Source organism: Streptomyces sp. NPDC046759 (genome assembly GCF_040645475.1).
Taxonomy (GTDB): domain Bacteria; phylum Actinomycetota; class Actinomycetes; order Streptomycetales; family Streptomycetaceae; genus Streptomyces.
This window is the reverse complement of sequence record NZ_JBEYYJ010000005.1, coordinates 13,363-28,086: the sequence shown is the minus strand read 5'-3', so window position 1 is coordinate 28,086 and position 14,724 is coordinate 13,363. Positions and strand designations below refer to the sequence as shown.

General features: G+C 71.0%; 15 protein-coding genes, 2 tRNA genes and 1 pseudogene. 3 read left to right on the top strand and 15 right to left on the bottom strand.

Annotated elements, in window-relative coordinates; genetic code table 11:
* Positions 1–128 precede the first annotated feature (128 nt).
* Together ABZ919_RS08460 and ABZ919_RS08455 are read left to right on the top strand one after the other, a co-directional pair.
* Positions 129–1,406, top strand: a complete 1,278-nt coding sequence (locus tag ABZ919_RS08460; protein WP_361244146.1) for a cytochrome b/b6 domain-containing protein — start codon at positions 129–131, stop codon at positions 1,404–1,406.
* Complete coding sequence (locus tag ABZ919_RS08455; protein WP_361244144.1) at positions 1,403–3,013, top strand: NADH-ubiquinone oxidoreductase-F iron-sulfur binding region domain-containing protein; 1,611 nt, start codon at positions 1,403–1,405, stop codon at positions 3,011–3,013. The genes ABZ919_RS08460 and ABZ919_RS08455 overlap by 4 nt, the downstream gene beginning before the upstream one ends.
* Before the next feature lie 118 nt (positions 3,014–3,131).
* On the opposite strand, the gene ABZ919_RS08450 is transcribed toward ABZ919_RS08455, so the two are convergent.
* The 11 genes and pseudogenes from ABZ919_RS08450 to ABZ919_RS08400 all read right to left on the bottom strand — a co-directional run bounded on the left by ABZ919_RS08450 (position 3,132) and on the right by ABZ919_RS08400 (position 8,725).
* Positions 3,132–3,204 (bottom strand) — tRNA-Ala (locus ABZ919_RS08450).
* Positions 3,205–3,557: 353 nt separating this feature from the next.
* Positions 3,558–3,791 (bottom strand): hypothetical protein, encoded by a 234-nt coding sequence (locus tag ABZ919_RS08445; protein ID WP_006136074.1) that lies wholly within the window; start codon positions 3,789–3,791, stop codon positions 3,558–3,560.
* Positions 3,792–3,794: 3 nt separating this feature from the next.
* Positions 3,795–3,968 (bottom strand): hypothetical protein, encoded by a 174-nt coding sequence (locus ABZ919_RS08440; protein ID WP_158920519.1) that lies wholly within the window; start codon positions 3,966–3,968, stop codon positions 3,795–3,797.
* Between the two features lie 69 nt (positions 3,969–4,037).
* Positions 4,038–4,215 (bottom strand): annotated as a pseudogene (locus ABZ919_RS08435) (MFS transporter); the annotation flags it as partial.
* A gap of 174 nt (positions 4,216–4,389) precedes the next feature.
* A tRNA-Ala gene (locus ABZ919_RS08430) sits at positions 4,390–4,462 on the bottom strand.
* Between the two features lie 118 nt (positions 4,463–4,580).
* Entirely contained in the window at positions 4,581–5,249 is a 669-nt protein-coding gene (locus ABZ919_RS08425) for a histidine phosphatase family protein (RefSeq protein WP_361244141.1), read from the bottom strand.
* Positions 5,249–5,692: a ribosome silencing factor gene (gene rsfS, locus ABZ919_RS08420; RefSeq protein WP_361244139.1), complete on the bottom strand. Its 444-nt coding sequence runs from the start codon at positions 5,690–5,692 to the stop codon at positions 5,249–5,251. The genes ABZ919_RS08425 and rsfS overlap by 1 nt, the downstream gene beginning before the upstream one ends.
* A gap of 100 nt (positions 5,693–5,792) precedes the next feature.
* On the bottom strand, positions 5,793–7,517 hold the full coding sequence (locus ABZ919_RS08415) for an LCP family protein (protein ID WP_361244137.1): 1,725 nt from the start codon (positions 7,515–7,517) through the stop codon (positions 5,793–5,795).
* Positions 7,518–7,533: 16 nt separating this feature from the next.
* Positions 7,534–8,229 (bottom strand): nicotinate-nucleotide adenylyltransferase, encoded by a 696-nt coding sequence (gene nadD / locus ABZ919_RS08410; protein WP_361244135.1) that lies wholly within the window; start codon positions 8,227–8,229, stop codon positions 7,534–7,536.
* 56 nt (positions 8,230–8,285) lie between these two features.
* Positions 8,286–8,441 (bottom strand): hypothetical protein, encoded by a 156-nt coding sequence (locus ABZ919_RS08405; RefSeq protein WP_361244133.1) that lies wholly within the window; start codon positions 8,439–8,441, stop codon positions 8,286–8,288.
* A 119-nt stretch (positions 8,442–8,560) separates the two neighbouring features.
* Entirely contained in the window at positions 8,561–8,725 is a 165-nt protein-coding gene (locus tag ABZ919_RS08400; protein WP_361244130.1) for a hypothetical protein, read from the bottom strand.
* A gap of 102 nt (positions 8,726–8,827) precedes the next feature.
* Between ABZ919_RS08400 and ABZ919_RS08395 the strand changes: the two genes are divergently transcribed.
* Positions 8,828–9,916, top strand: coding sequence for a M48 family metallopeptidase (locus ABZ919_RS08395; RefSeq protein WP_361244128.1), 1,089 nt, complete (start codon positions 8,828–8,830; stop codon positions 9,914–9,916).
* 436 nt (positions 9,917–10,352) lie between these two features.
* Here ABZ919_RS08395 and ABZ919_RS08390 read toward each other — a convergent pair whose 3' ends face one another.
* From ABZ919_RS08390 to ABZ919_RS08375, 4 genes are all read right to left on the bottom strand, one after another.
* On the bottom strand, positions 10,353–11,450 hold the full coding sequence (locus tag ABZ919_RS08390; RefSeq protein ID WP_361244126.1) for a hypothetical protein: 1,098 nt from the start codon (positions 11,448–11,450) through the stop codon (positions 10,353–10,355).
* A gap of 89 nt (positions 11,451–11,539) precedes the next feature.
* Positions 11,540–12,136, bottom strand: coding sequence for a hypothetical protein (locus ABZ919_RS08385; protein WP_361244124.1), 597 nt, complete (start codon positions 12,134–12,136; stop codon positions 11,540–11,542).
* Positions 12,137–12,227: 91 nt separating this feature from the next.
* Entirely contained in the window at positions 12,228–13,514 is a 1,287-nt protein-coding gene (locus ABZ919_RS08380) for a glutamate-5-semialdehyde dehydrogenase (RefSeq protein ID WP_361244122.1), read from the bottom strand.
* A gap of 152 nt (positions 13,515–13,666) precedes the next feature.
* Positions 13,667–14,632: a teichoic acid biosynthesis protein C gene (locus tag ABZ919_RS08375; protein WP_361244120.1), complete on the bottom strand. Its 966-nt coding sequence runs from the start codon at positions 14,630–14,632 to the stop codon at positions 13,667–13,669.
* Positions 14,633–14,724 lie beyond the last annotated feature (92 nt).

The window sequence follows — 14,724 nt, the reverse complement described above, 5'->3', positions numbered from 1 at the left end:
GGGACATCGCCACAGTCGCATTGTCCGAAGATAACAACGCAATAACTCAAACCCCGTACTGATCGGTATGGCGCCACTTAGAGTTCGGCAGCGGGACCGCTTTCCCGAAACTGCTCGGAGTTGCCCCCATGAACCCTCGTCGTAGTACCAGCTCCCTCCCCAAACCGGGCCGCTCGGCCTACGGGGTGGCATCAGCTGTCGTCCTGCTGCTCATACCCGTGGTGGTACTGGTCGGAGGCAACCAGTTCCGCGACTTCCTGAACTTCGGTGCGGGCGTGTTGTCGCTGGTCTCGCTCAGCTGCTCGGTGATCTGGGGCCTGTTCGCGCAGGACCGGATCTTCCTGAACACCCGGCAGCGGATCGTCGGCCAGGCGGTGCACCGGACCACCGCGGTCGCCTCGATCGCGTTCCTGCTGCTGCACATCACCACCAAGGTCGCGCTCGGCCACACGCAGCTGATCGCCGCGATCATTCCGTTCTCGCTCGGCGTCACCGGACTCGGCGGCCTGATCGGCCTGGGCTCACTGGCGGGCCTGTTGATGATCTTCGTGGGTGTCACCGGGGCGCTGCGCAGCAATTTCGCCACCCCGGCCCCGGTGGCCGCCCGGTGGCGGGCCATGCACATGCTGGCCTACCCGGCCTGGTGCGCGGCCCTGGTCCACGGCCTGTACGCGGGCCGCTCGGCCAAGCCGATCTTCGTGATCCTCTACAGCCTGTCCCTGCTGGGTGTGATGGGCGCCCTCGCGCTGCGCGCCGCGCCGCGCCCGGTCAAGCGCAGGATCGCCGACCGGCTGGTGACCCTGTTCGGCAGTTCGGAGCGGCCGGGTCTCGAGGAGCTGGACGCGAGCCGTTCCCGGGTGGCCGAGTCGGCGCCGACGGGCTTCGAGGGCCGGCGCGAGCCCAGGGCGGCGGCCGCGCCCTCCGCACCGCTGTACCAGTCCCCCGCGGCTCCCGCCGCCGAGGCCGCGTCCGGCTTCGCGGCCGCCTACCGCGCCGTCTCCACGCCGGGCGGTCCCCGGCAGTCGTACGCGGCCGGGCAGACGTCCCGCATGGACCTGCCGCTGGACATGCAGGCCACGGAGGCGATGCCCCGCGTGGACGGCCTGGCCGGCACCTCGGGCAGCTGGCCGATCCCGTCCCCGCCGCCGGTCGGCGAGGCACCGCCGTCCGCGTACGACCCGCTGCAGGACACCGGACAGGCCATCCCGGTCTATGGCAATTCAGGCATCGGCGGCTACGGCGGCAGTGACATGTACGACACCCGTGAGACAAACGGCTTCTACGGCACGTACAACGCAGGTGACACGTACGACAGCGGTCCCGCCACCGAAACGCTGCCCGGCGCGTCCTACGACACACCGGGTTCGGGCGAACCCTGGAACACGCCGTCCGGAGGCTTTAAGTGAACGAGGCCCTGCCCGACGTCCCCGAAGTCCGCGTGGTCGGTCTTCCTCAGCTCACGTCGGGCTTCGACCTTGTGGAGCGGCTGGATCTGCCCATGCACCTGAAGGTGCACGGGCCGCTCGACCCGCTCGGCGGCGAGCAGCTCGCGCAGCTGGCCGAACGCATCAACCTCAAGGGCCGCGGCGGCGCGGGCTTCCCCTTCCACAAGAAGCTGCGCTCGGTCGCCGAGTCGGCCATCAAGCGTGGCGTGCGGCCGGTCGTCGTGGTCAACGGCAGCGAGGACGAACCGGCCTGCCGCAAGGACACGGTCCTGATCAACCGCGCCCCGCATCTGATCCTGGACGGCGCACTGTTGTGCGCCGAGGCGCTCGGCGCGCGGACGCTCGTGATCGGGGTCACACGCGAGTCCACGCAGCGCTCGATGGAGGCCGCACTCGCCGAACGCGGGCTGAGCAACAGCCGCAGATCGGCGCTGCGCGCGTGGGTGCAGCGCAATCCGGTCCGCATGGTCACCGGCGCCGCCGCCTCGCTGATCCGCTCGGTCGACGGCGGCCCGGCGATCCCGCCCGGCCGCAAGATCAGCGCCTCGCAGAGCGGCGTCGGCGGCGCGCCCACGCTGCTGTCGAACGCGGAGACGTTCGCGCAGCTGGCCATCGCCGCCCGCATCGGCCCCGAGCGCTACGGCAACACCGGCCTGTACGACGAGCCGGGCACCGTGATGCTCACCGTGTCCGGCGCGGTCGCCCGCCCGATGGTGATCGAGGTCCCCACCGGCGTGCCTCTGCGCTACGTGCTCCAGCTGGCGGGCGCCCCGCCGGTGCCGCAGGGCGTGCTGACCGGCGGTTACCACGGCAAGTGGATCGACGCGGCGACCGTCGACGAGGCGATCGTCTCCCGCAACTCGCTCGACGCGGTGGGCGGTTCGCTGGGTGCGGGCGCGATCCTGCCGATCAGCCAGGACACCTGCCCGCTGGGCGAGTCGCTGCGGGTGGCGCAGTGGCTGGCGGAGGAGAGCGCCGGCCAGTGCGGCCCCTGCTACCTCGGACTGCCCGCTGCCGCGCGCGGCATGGAGGACATCCTCAACGGCGGCGGTCCGGCGGCCCTGGAGGCCCTGAAGCAGGTCGCGAAGAACGTCAAGCGGCGCGGGGCGTGTTCGCATCCGGACGGCTCGGCGATGTTCCTCGAGTCGACCATCAAGGCGTTCACCGACGACCTGGCCGCGCACGTCCTCGGAAACGGCTGCGGACGGCCCGTGGAGGGCGTTCTGCCGCTCTTCGAGGGGGGCAGGGCCCCTACGGGCATCCCGGGCGGTACAGAGCCCGAGGAGACGGGCGGCAGCCGTCAGAAGATCTACGTCGACTGGACGCTGTGCCGGGGCCACGGGCTGTGCGCCGACATCCTCCCGGAGGTGTTCGAACTCGGTGCCGACGGTTTCCCGACCGTGGCCCAGGCGAACGTGCCGCGGTACGCGGAGGCGAAGGCGCTGCGCGCGGTGCGCCGCTGCCCGGCGCTGGCCCTGCGCCTCGAGGAGGACACCCGCGGGCAGGCGCCGTCTCGCAATCTGCCCGTCGTCTCGCAGGGCCGCGGCCGGCGCGCTCTCGGCCGCTGAAGCACGAAGGGGGCGGGTCACCCACGCCGGGTGGCCCGCCCCCTCTCCGTTCGGCTGCGGCTTTCCCGCAACACGCCGAAGGCGGACCATCCATCGGATGGTCCGCCTTCGACTTCTGTGGAGCTAAGGAGAATTGAACTCCTGACCTCCTGCATGCCATGCAGGCGCTCTACCAACTGAGCTATAGCCCCTTGTTTTGTTGTCCCGCCCGGTTCCCCCGGCGACGACGTAAACATTACAGGCCCGGGGGCACAGCACCAAATCGGTTTCAGGCTCGACACGGTATGGGGCCGATGTCCGTTTCCGCGACGGTGCTCGCGAGGTCCACGGCCCGCGGACCTGGCGGGAAGGCGCACCGAGGGCACTGCCGAGCAGGCCCTGCGCGGCGGCCCTCAGTGGTGGACGCCACATCGGGCAGGGTGGCCCGAATTGCACCGAAGTGCCCCGGGATTGACGCTTTCGGCACTCCGCGCTGCAGCCGGCGTGCCGCTCCTGGTGCCGCCCCGGACATCGTTGCCGGGGCGCCACGGGGGTCCGAGCGGCGTCAGGCCGTCACGAAGGAGTAGAACCGCTTGAGCGTGCAGTGCTCTTCCAGAAGGCGGCCGTAGATCGGCTCGCCCTCCAGTTCCCGGTACGTCTCGATCGGGTCGCCTTTTATGATCAGCGCCCGCGCGCATTCCTCGCACCAGTACTGGTAGTCGGGATTGATCGGCTCCATGTCACGGACGATCGGCGTACCGCTGCCACACCAGTCGCACTTTCGCCTGTGTGCACCCATCGATCAGCTCCAGCTGTGGCCGCAGGCCGTGCACACGTAGGAGATTCCGCCGTTGTCGCCGAGAACCTGGGCCACATGCGCGGAACCGCAGGAAGGGCAGCTGAGCCGGGTGGTCGTGTCCCGTATCAACGCCGCACCGAGGAGGTGGCCGCCCTCCCCAAGGATGCTCGCAGGCATCGCTACTCCCTCCCGTCGGGCCGCGCCCCCTTCCGGCCGTTTGATTCTGCCACGGCCGGAGCAATACGGTCAGCGACGCCTCAGTACCAGTCCGGACACGGCGTCCGCCGCCGCCGTCGCGACCTGCGCCCGCACACACCGAGAACGCCTCCGCAGAGGTATACGCGCGCACGGCGCCGAGAGACTCAAGCCGGTCCAGGAACAGTGTGCCGAAAGACGCGACACCGATCAGCTGACCGAGCCGGGCGCCCCTCGCCGGCAGGTGCCACCGTCACCGCCTCCGCCGTGGGCCGGTCCCAGAGGGCCACGAAGAACGGAGAGAGCAGCTGTGGCCGGTCGGCCTGCAACAACAGAAAATCCCGCCCCCTGGGGGGCGGGACCTTCATCACCGATCCTTGACACTCGACAGAGTGTCGATCAGTGGAGCTAAGGAGAATTGAACTCCTGACCTCCTGCATGCCATGCAGGCGCTCTACCAACTGAGCTATAGCCCCTCGTGCCACGCGGCGGAGCCGCATGTCTTGTCCGCCCCGCTCGGCGGGGCGAACAAGAAGAACTTTAGCCTGTGACCTGCCAGAAAGTGAAATCCGGGGTCCGCGAGCCGTCCGCGGCTCAGTCGTCGTCGCCCAGGACGGGCTCCGGGAGGGTCCCGGCGTTGTGCTCCAGCAGGCGCCAGCCACGGGCGCCCTCACCGAGCACGGACCAGCAGCAGTTGGAGAGGCCGCCGAGGCTCTCCCAGTGCCAGGCCTCCAGGCCGAGGAGCCGGCCGATGGTGGTGCGGATGGTGCCACCGTGGCTGACGACGACCAGCGTGCCGTCCTCGGGCAGCTTCTCGACGTGCCGCAGCACGACGGGGGCGGCACGGTCGGCGACCTCGGTCTCCAGTTCGCCGCCGCCGCGGCGGACCGCCTCGCCGCGCTTCCAGGCGGCGTACTCCTCGCCGTGGCGGACGATGATCTCCTCGTGCGTCAGCCCCTGCCAGACGCCCGCGTAGGTCTCGCGCAGGCCCTCCTCGCGGATGACGTCGAGGCCGGTGAGGGCGGCCAGCTCGGCGGCCGTGTCCGCTGCCCGCTGCAGGTCCGAGGAGACGATCGCGTCCGGACCCAGGGAGGCGAGCAGCCGGGCGGCGCGGCGGGCCTGGCCGAGGCCGGTCTCGGTCAGCGCGACGTCCGTGCTGCCCTGGAAGCGGCGCTCCACGTTCCAGGCGGTCTGGCCGTGCCGCCACAGGATGATGCGGCGGCCGCGGCTCCTGCGGTCGGTCACCTCGCCTGTGGCGCTCATCACCACTCCCCGCCCGGCTCCTGCTCGGCCTCGGCGGCCTGCAGCTTGGTGTGCTCCTCCGCCTTCCCGCGGGTGGCCTTGGCGTCGGCGGGCAGCTCCAGCTCGGGGCAGTCCTTCCACAGCCGCTCCAGGGCGTAGAAGACCCGCTCCTCGCTGTGCTGGACGTGGACGACGATGTCGACGTAGTCGAGCAGGATCCAGCGGGACTCGCGGTCGCCCTCGCGGCGCACCGGCTTGGCGCCGCGTTCCTTCAGCAGGCGCTCCTCGATCTCGTCGACGATGGCCCTGACCTGGCGGTCGTTCGGCGCGGAGGCCAGCAGGAAGGCATCGGTGATCGACAGCACGTCGCTGACGTCGTAGGCGATGACATCGTGGGCGAGCTTGTCGGCCGCCGCCTGGGCGGCGGTGCTGATGAGCTCGAGGGAACGGTCGGTGGCGGTCACTACGAAGCTTTCCGTCGGCGGTCACTGGACCTCAAGGGTCTCACGGACCGCCGGGCGCACCCCACGTGATTACGGTGCCACGTGGGGTGCGCGGGCCCGGTCAGGAGCCGGCGGGCTTGTAGTCCTGGCCGAGGACGACCGAGACGTCGGCGCCGGAGGAGACGGTCCCCTTGGCCACGGAGCCGGCGGGCAGGCCGAGCGTCTTGGCGACCTCGACCGCGTCCGACTTGTGGGACGCGTCCGAGTAGACCACCTGGGAGGCGGCCCGGGTACCGGAGGCGGTACCGCCTTCCAGGAAGGTGAAGCCGCCGTTGAGCAGCACCACGCGGGCCTTCTCGCTGTCGTCCTTCACGCCGGTGGCGTTCTGCACGGAGACCCGTAGCGCGGAGCCGGCGTCGGGGCTCTTGGCGGTGCCACCGAGGATGTCCCTCACCACACTGCCGCTGGTCCGGGCGCTCAGGGTGCCGTCGGCCTGCACGGGCAGCAGGGCGGTCTTGTAGGCGCCGCCCTTGGCGAGTTCGGCGAGCTTGGCGAGGAAGGTGCCGAGGTCCTTGTCGGTGAGCGGCGGGTCGAGGATCTGCGCGAGGGTCTGCACCGTGGTCGTGGCCGACGACGGGTCGGAGGACATCTTGCGCAGCACACCCTGTATGACCTGGCCGAACCGCTCCAGCTGGGCGTTCTGGGGCTCACCGGCGGCGCGGTAGGTGGCGTACGCGACGGCCATCTTCCCGCTGAGGGTCTGGTCGCTGCCCTTGTGGACGATCGGTTCGGCGCCCTTCTTCTTGGAGTCCGGGTCGGGCACGTCGGTGTTGGTGTCGAGGTCGATGTTGCCGACCAGGTCGACGAGGTTCTGCAGGTAGGGGGTGTCGAGCCGCCAGGTGCCCTGGATGTCGGTGCCGAGGACGGTGTCGATCTGGTCGACGGTGCCGGAGGAGCCGTCGTCCGCCACCGACTTGGCGAGGGTCGTGGTGGAGCCGTCGTCGCCGCTGAGGGCGAGGGAGTTGGGCAGCAGCACGGTGCTGCCCTGCTTGGTGGTGGTGTTGTCGACCAGCAGCGCCGTGGAGGTGCCGCCCTTGGCGGTGTTGTGCAGGTGGACGACGATCACGTCACGTTTCTGGGCGCTGACCGGCGTGGCCGCTCCGGGCTTGGGACCCGGGGAGGACAGGCCGGGGAGTTTTCCGGCGTACCACAGGTAGCCGACGCCGCCGACGGCGACGAGGGCGAGGACGACCAGGAGGGCGATGATCCGGCTGCGGGCGCGGCGGCGGGCCTCCTCGCGGCGCTCGGTGCGGTTCTCGGTGAACTTGAGCCAGTCGATGACGTCCTCGGAGTCGCCGTCCGGCTCCTCGGCGAACGCGAACTGCCCCGTGCGGTGGTCCTGTTCACCCTCGTCGTCCGCCTCCCCGGTGTCCGCCGGGGCGTGCGGGCCCGTCGACGGGCCGGCCTGCTGCGGGATGTGGGCGGTCTGCTCGGCGGCCCGCGGCTGCTGCCCGGTGCTCGCGGCCTGCCCGTAGGGGTCGTAGCCCCCGGTGTACTGCGTGCCGGTGTCGTAGGGGTGGTACGGGGCCTGGGATCCGTAGGGGTCGTACCCCGCTGCGGGGCTGCCCGGGTCGTAGGAGGGCACCGACGGCTGCTGGCCGGTGGCGTACGGGTCGTAGCCGTAGCCCTGCCGCTGTGCGTACGGGTCGTAGGTGGCCTGCCGCGCCTGCGGTGCCTGCTGTGCCGGGATCTGCCGGTACACGGGCTGGCCGTACTCGTCGTAGCCGACGAGTTCGTACGGGCCTGCGCCGTGGCCGGCGTCACCCGCGTCGTATCGGTCGTTCACCGGTGCCCCTCTCGGCTCACTCGCCGCGGTACAGCTCGCGCTTGTCGATGTAGCGCACGACTCCGTCGGGCACCATGTACCAGATGGGTTCGCCCTTGGCGACTCTCGCACGGCAGTCTGTGGAGGAGATGGCGAGCGCCGGCACCTCGACGAGCGAGACGCCGCCTTCCGGCAGGCCGGGGTTGGTCAGATGGTGGCCGGGCCGGGTGACACCGATGAAGTGCGCGAGGGAGAACAGCTCCTCGCTGTCGCGCCAGGTCAGCAACTGGGCGAGGGCGTCGGCGCCGGTGATGAAGAACAGGTCGGTGTCGGGGTTGAGGGCACGCAGGTCGCGCAGGGTGTCCACGGTGTAGGTGGGCCCGCCGCGGTCGATGTCGATGCGGCTCACGGAGAACTGCGGGTTCTCGGCGGTCGCGATGACGGTCATCAGATAGCGGTCCTCGGCCGGGGAGACCTTGCGGTGGGACTTCTGCCACGGCTCGCCGGTGGGCACGAACACCACCTCGTTCAGCTGGAACTGGGCGGCGACCTCGCTGGCCGCCACGAGGTGCCCGTGGTGGATCGGGTCGAAGGTTCCGCCCATGACGCCCAGGCGCCGCTTGCCCGTGCGGGCAGGGCCGTGGCCCGGCTGGTGCTGCCGGTACTGCGGGTGCTTCACCGTGTCGTCGGCGCTCTCGTACGCCGGGCCGGTAGGCATGTCCTGCTCTCCCATGCGTGCAGACCCTACCGGCCCGGCTTCCGGCGTCCGGCCGGGGACGGCGTCCCCGCTCAGCGGTCGCGGTTGAAGCGGGTGGTGATCCACAGCAGGAGCAGCAGGATGGCGAGGGCGCTGCCGCCGGTGACCGCGGGGTTGAGGCTGTCGTGGTGGCCGCCTTCGGCTTCGGCGAGGGTGACCAGCTGGGTTGCGGCGCTGTGAAGGCTCATCTTCGGCAGGACCTAACGCGTGTGGGCGGGATAAAGATGTCGGCTCATCGTATGCGGGCGCCCCGACGGCGATCACGGCGACTCCGCCGTTGGGACCTCCGCGGAACTTTCGCCGGCTGTCAGTCGTCCTTCCGCTTGTAGCCGCTCATCAGGAACCAGGCGGTCAGTGCACAGCCCAGGACCATCACGACGAGGACGATGCGGAGCAGATTGCCCGACCCGTGCTGGTGGACGGCGTTCGCGGCGGCCTCGGTCAGCCGGGCGGCTGCGGGATGGTGCTCCATGAATGGACTCCTTCGGCTGTACTGCCCGTCCACGGTATCTCCGCCTAGGCTGGGTCCCGCCTCGGGGGCACAGTGGGCACTCACACGCACTTGGGGGAAGACATGTCCGACGACGGCCAGCAGCAGACGGGGCACGAGCGCGTGCCGAGCAGGCAGCGCAGGCGCTTCCCGGGGATCTCCTCGCGTGCCTACGAACATCCGGCCGACCGCTCGGCCCTGGTCGCGCTGCGCAAGCTGAGCGGCTTCGACACCGTTTTCAAGGCGCTCAGCGGGCTGCTGCCCGAGCGGAGCCTGAGGCTGCTGTTCCTGTCCGATTCGGTGCGCGTCTCCGAGCGGCAGTTCCAGCATCTGCACGACATGCTGCTGGACGCCTGTTACATCCTGGACCTGAAGAAGGTCCCGCCGATGTACGTCACGCAGGACCCGCAGCCGAACGCGATGTGCATCGGCCTGGACGAGCCGATCATCGTCGTCACCACGGGGCTCGTGGAGCTCCTCGACGAGGAGGAGATGCGGGCCGTCGTCGGGCACGAGGTGGGCCACGCGCTGTCCGGTCACTCGGTGTACCGCACGATCCTGCTGTTCCTGACCACCCTCGCGGTGAAGGTGGCCTGGATCCCGCTGGGCAGCCTCGCGATCATGGCGATCGTCACGGCGCTCAGGGAGTGGTTCCGCAAGTCGGAGCTGTCCGCGGACCGGGCGGGGCTGCTCGTGGGTCAGGACCTCCAGGCCTCGATGCGCGGACTGATGAAGATCGCGGGCGGCAACCACCTGCACGAGATGAACGTGGACGCGTTCCTGGAGCAGGCCGAGGAGTACGACTCCGGGGGCGATCTGCGCGACTCCGTGCTGAAGATCCTGAACGTGCTGCCCCGCTCGCATCCGTTCACCACCGTGCGGGCCGCCGAGCTGAAGAAGTGGGCCGAGTCCCGGGACTACCAGCGGATCATGGACGGCCACTACCCGCGTCGCGACGAGGACAAGGACGCGTCGGTCAGCGACTCCTTCCGCGAGTCGGCTGCCAGCTACGCGAGCGATGTGAAGACCTCGAAGGACCCGCTGATGAAGCTGGTCACGGACCTGGCGGACGGTGCGGGCGACCTGGGCGGCCGGGTCCGCCGCGGCTTCGACGGCTTCCGGAGCCCGCCCCCGGCGCAGGAGGGCCCGGCGGGCACCGCGAGCGAGGGGTAGGGCACGGCCTACGGCGGCCTCGTCACCTCTCGTCGTAACGGACCCGGAGCGGGGCGGACGGCGAAGGGCGGAGTCGGAGCCGTCGGAGTGGCCGGAGGGGGCACGGGCCGGTGTTCGGACAAGCCGGGCCGGTGTCCTGTCCGGGGAACCGGAGTGCCTGCGGCGGAGCGGGTTGCCGGTTCTTCCGGCAGCGAGCGGGTTGCCGGTTCTTCCGGTAGCGAGCGGGTTGCCGGTTCTTCCGGTAGCGAGCGGGTTGCCGGTTCTTCCGGTAGTGGCGATGCCCGGCCGCCCGGCCGTGCTCACCCCGGCCGCCCGGAGACCACCACCCACTCCCCCGGCCACCCGAAACCCACTCGCCGTGACCTCAGCCGCCCGAAACGGCCCCGCACGCCCGCCGTGGCCCCCGTTCACCCCCGCGGGCGCTGAAGACGCCCGCTCACACGTTCGGCTCAGCCCCAGTGGCCAGCGTTCCGCACAGGGCCGTGGGGCTGTCCGTCTCGTAGGGGTTGGTGCCCGCGGGCCCGCCTGAGCGGGCCGTCTGGCCTGCCAGGAGGGGGCGGAAGTAGGAGGCGGAGTCCTCGGCGCAGGCGAGGGGGCCCGCCTGGACGTAGGACGTGACCATCTGGACCTGGTGGGTGCGCAGGTCGTCGCGGGTGAAGCGGAAGGTCAGCTCGCGGCGGACCGTGAAGAGTGACACCTGCGCGTTCGCCGCGGCACCGGTGGGGCGCAGGGCGTAGACGAAGGTGTGGTCGGCCGCGACCTCCAGTGTGTCCGCGTCGGTCTCGGTGGCCTGCAGGTCGCCCTGGACACGGATCCGGTCGTCGGCGAGCTGGGCGCGGGACGGGTCGAGACGCACCAGCCAGCCGGTGGGGGCGTGCCGCCCGTCCGTCGCCGGATGGTCGAAGCTCTGGTCGAACTGGTCGAGCTGGTCGGCGTCGATGAGGGACCGGGCGGGGCCGGCCTGGCGGCCGGTGAGCACCTCGGGGTCGAGCGAGGAGCGGACGAGGTAGTCCTTGGCGGTGGTGAGCGCGGCGACGACCTGGCTGTCGGAGAAGTGGGGGGTGCTGCGGGCGGCCGGCAGCGGTATGCCCTCCGCGCCGACCTCGTACTGTGCGGCGGGGCTGTGCGCGTACAGGCTCTCGGCGGCGGTGGTCGGGGTGGCACCGGTGGCGCCGGTGGTGCCGGGCACCTTGCCGGTCGGGGCGAGCGGGATGACCGTCATCCGCAGGGGCTCGACGGGGCGCCGGGCCTGCAGGGAGCTGTAGGGATGGCGGACGCCCATGTAGACCGCCGTGCCGAAGGCGACGGCGATCAGCACGACGAGGATCAGGGCCTGCCGGGTGAGTCCGCGGTGCAGGGGCGGGCGGCGGCGCACGGCGGGCGCGTGGTCGGCCATCCGCTCCTCGGCGGAGTACTCCTGGAGGCGGGCAGCACGAACGAACGACTCGTCGAACACGACGGATCGGTACTCGTCCTCTCCACCTCCGGGGCCGCCCTCGGGTGTGCCCTCCGGTGGGTCTCCAGGCCCGCCCATACTTTCAGAGTAGGTCGCGTGGGCCTCAGGTAAACGCCCTGCTACACGACAACTTCTGACAGGTGCTCACCAAGAATGGGAGCGGGTGTTCAGGGCGAGCGCGGGATGGCCGAGGCCGCCGGCTGGGAGGTGTCGGCGGAGACGGAGGGCGCGGCGGCGCTGCCCTGTTCCAGGCCCGTAGGGGCGGGCGGGGGAACCCCGTCACGGGTGCCGGCGGAGCCGCCCCGGTAGACGGCGGCGAAGGCCAGCGCGACCATGCCGATGCCCATCACGACGGCCAGCACCCAGGCCACCGGCCGGTGCCAGCGGACCTGCTTGCCGTATCCCCGGAGGTGCCGGTCGCCGAGGACGTAGGTGTCCTCCAGCTCGTCCTCGTCCAGATCTTGGCCGAAATCGGTGCCCTCGGGCCCGTAGGCGTCGTCGTAGTGCTCACCTCGGGCGTGGGCGCGGCGGGCCTCCGCTTCGGAGGCCGCCTCGGCTCTGGCCTGGGCGGCGGCAAGGAGGCGTTCGACGGCGGTCGGCTCGTGGACCGTGGCCGCCCGTACGAAGGCCTCGTCGAAGACCACGGAGGCGAACTCTTCGTCCGATACCCCGTGGTCGTGGTCGTCGTCGGGCTCCCAGCCGTCAGGGAACGGCGTGCCCCCCACGTCCTCCGGCACGGGTCCAGAGTAGTCCCGGGGGGTCAATTTGGGCAGACAGTATGGAAATTCGTCTGACTGGTGAGACGCCGTTCCGGCCACCCGCCGGCTTCCCGCTGTACGGCCGGACGCGTGGACCTCAGGGCCGCACGTGGCCGTCACCGGTGACGATGTACTTGGTGCTGGTCAGCTCCGGCAGACCCATCGGGCCGCGGGCGTGCAGCTTCTGGGTGGAGATGCCGATCTCGGCGCCGAAACCGAACTGACCGCCGTCGGTGAAACGGGTGGAGGCGTTCACGGCGACGGTGGTGGAGTCGACCAGCTGGGTGAAGCGGCGGGCGGCCTGCTGGGAGGTGGTGACGATCGCCTCGGTGTGACCGGAGGTCCACAGCCGGATGTGCTCCACGGCCTTGTCGAGCGAATCCACCACCGCGGCGGCGATGTCGTACGAGAGGAACTCGGTCTCCCAGTCCTCGGCCGTCGCCTCCACGACCGTCGCCTTGGAGTCCTCGGCGTAGGCCATCACGCGTTCGTCGGCGTGCACGGTGACGCCGGCCTCGGCGAGGGCGTCGAGGGCGCGCGGCAGGAACTCGGGGGCGATGTTCTGGTGGACGAGCAGGGTCTCGGCCGCGTTGCAGACGCTGACCCGCTGGGCCTTGGAGTTGATCAGGATGTCGATGGCCATGTCGATGTCGGCGTGCGCGTCGACGTAGACGTGGCAGTTGCCGGTGCCGGTCTCGATGACCGGGACGGTCGACTCGCTGACGACCGTCTGGATCAGGGAGGCGCCGCCGCGCGGGATGAGGACGTCGACCAGGCCGCGGGCGCGCATCAGCTCGCGGACGGACTCGCGGCTCTCGCCGGGCACCAGCTGGACGGCGTCGGCGGGCAGCCCGGCGCCGCCGACGGCGTCCCGGACGACCCGGACGAGGGCGGTGTTGGACTCGTAGGCGGAGGCGGAGCCGCGCAGCAGGACGGCGTTGCCGGACTTCAGGCAGAGGGCGGCGGCGTCCACGGTCACGTTCGGACGGGCCTCGTAGATGATGCCGACGACGCCCAGCGGGACCCGGACCTGACGCAGGTCGATGCCGTTGGGAAGGGTGGAGCCGCGGACGACCTCGCCGACCGGGTCGGGCAGCTTCGCCACGTCACGGACGTCGGAGGCGATGGCGCGGACCCGCTCCGGGGTGAGGGTGAGCCGGTCGACGATGGCCTCGCTGGTGCCGTTCTCCCGGGCCTTGGCGACGTCCTTGGCATTGGCCTCGACGATCTCGCTCGTCCGGACCTCGAGGGCGTCGGCGATGGCGAGCAGCGCGTCGTCCTTCACGGCTCGCGGCAGCGGCGCGAGGTCGGCGGCGGCGGCCTTGGCCCGGTAGGCGGCCTGGGTGACCGGGGACATCGAGTCGTACGGCGAGAGCGTGGTCATACACGCAGGGTAGTGCGCCTGCAGACGGGGACGGCAACCGTCCCGGAGGCCGAGACGGGCCGAGCCGGCGAGTCACCGAGGGTCGTGCGAGCTCCGTGCCACCGGCATCCCGGGGGCACGGGGCCCGGCGGCACGGGGCCCGGTCACAGGGCTCAGATCAGCGCCTTCTTGTAGAAGAGGTTCGAGCGGCGGTCGCCCGCGGTGCCGGAGGCGAAGCCCAGGAAGAGGCGGGCCTGACCCGAGTCGGTGCGGTGGACGGCCAGCCCCTCCGGCTCGCGGTAGGAGAGGCTCTCGCCCGCCTTGGTGAGGACCGGCCCCTGCTTGACGGCCCCCGAATCGAGGTCGACGCAGGTGATGCGGGTGTTCCCGGGCCGCGGGTTGCTCGCGGAGTAGGCGTTGCCCGTGAGGTAGTACAGGTAGCGCCCGTAGGAGGTGTACCCCTGCGCGGTGCCCGGGATCGAGGGCTGCTTGAAGTACGCCACCGGGCTGCGGAAGTCGCCCGCGGAGGCCTGGCTCATCCGGTAGGCGGCGATGTACTTCGCGCCGTTCTTCTGGTGGCGGACGACCATGATGCCGTGTACCTGGTCGACGGAGCAGGTGAACTCCACGCCGCTCGCCACCGGCCGGTACTTCTGGATCGCGGAAGAGGTGTGGGACAGGGAGCCGCCCCGCACGAACCTGAAGCGGCCGAGCCGGGTGCCGTAGCCGTTGTTGTTGGCGTCCACCTCCGTCCACAGCCAGCTGTCGCGGCCCCGCGGCTCGACGCCGAAGGCGACGCCGTGGCCGAAGCCCGTCAGGTGCATGGCAGAGACGCGGTTGCCGGCGAAGTCCAGCTCGGTGATGCAGAGGTCACCGGACGTCTCACCGCTGCCGTTGCGTCGCTGCGCGACGAAGAGGCGCTTGTTGACGCTGTCGAAGGCGAAGCCCTGCTGCACGGTGTCGTCGTGCAGTTGCCGGCCGCGGAACAGGTCGTACGACGGCGCGGTGAGGTCGAAGCGCGGCGAGGCGGCGATCGCGGCGGACGCCGTGCCCGACCCGGCCCCCATGCCCGACGCGGCGATCCCCAGACCGCCCGCGGCCCGCAGGATCCCTCGCCGGCCGATGGTGTGCTGTCCCATGGTCCCCCTTGTGTAGCGGTTGGTGAGCAGAGACGCATGATCCACATGCGTCCCGCCGAACCTACCGGGCTGGCCCGGGGCGCCGGGGCGCG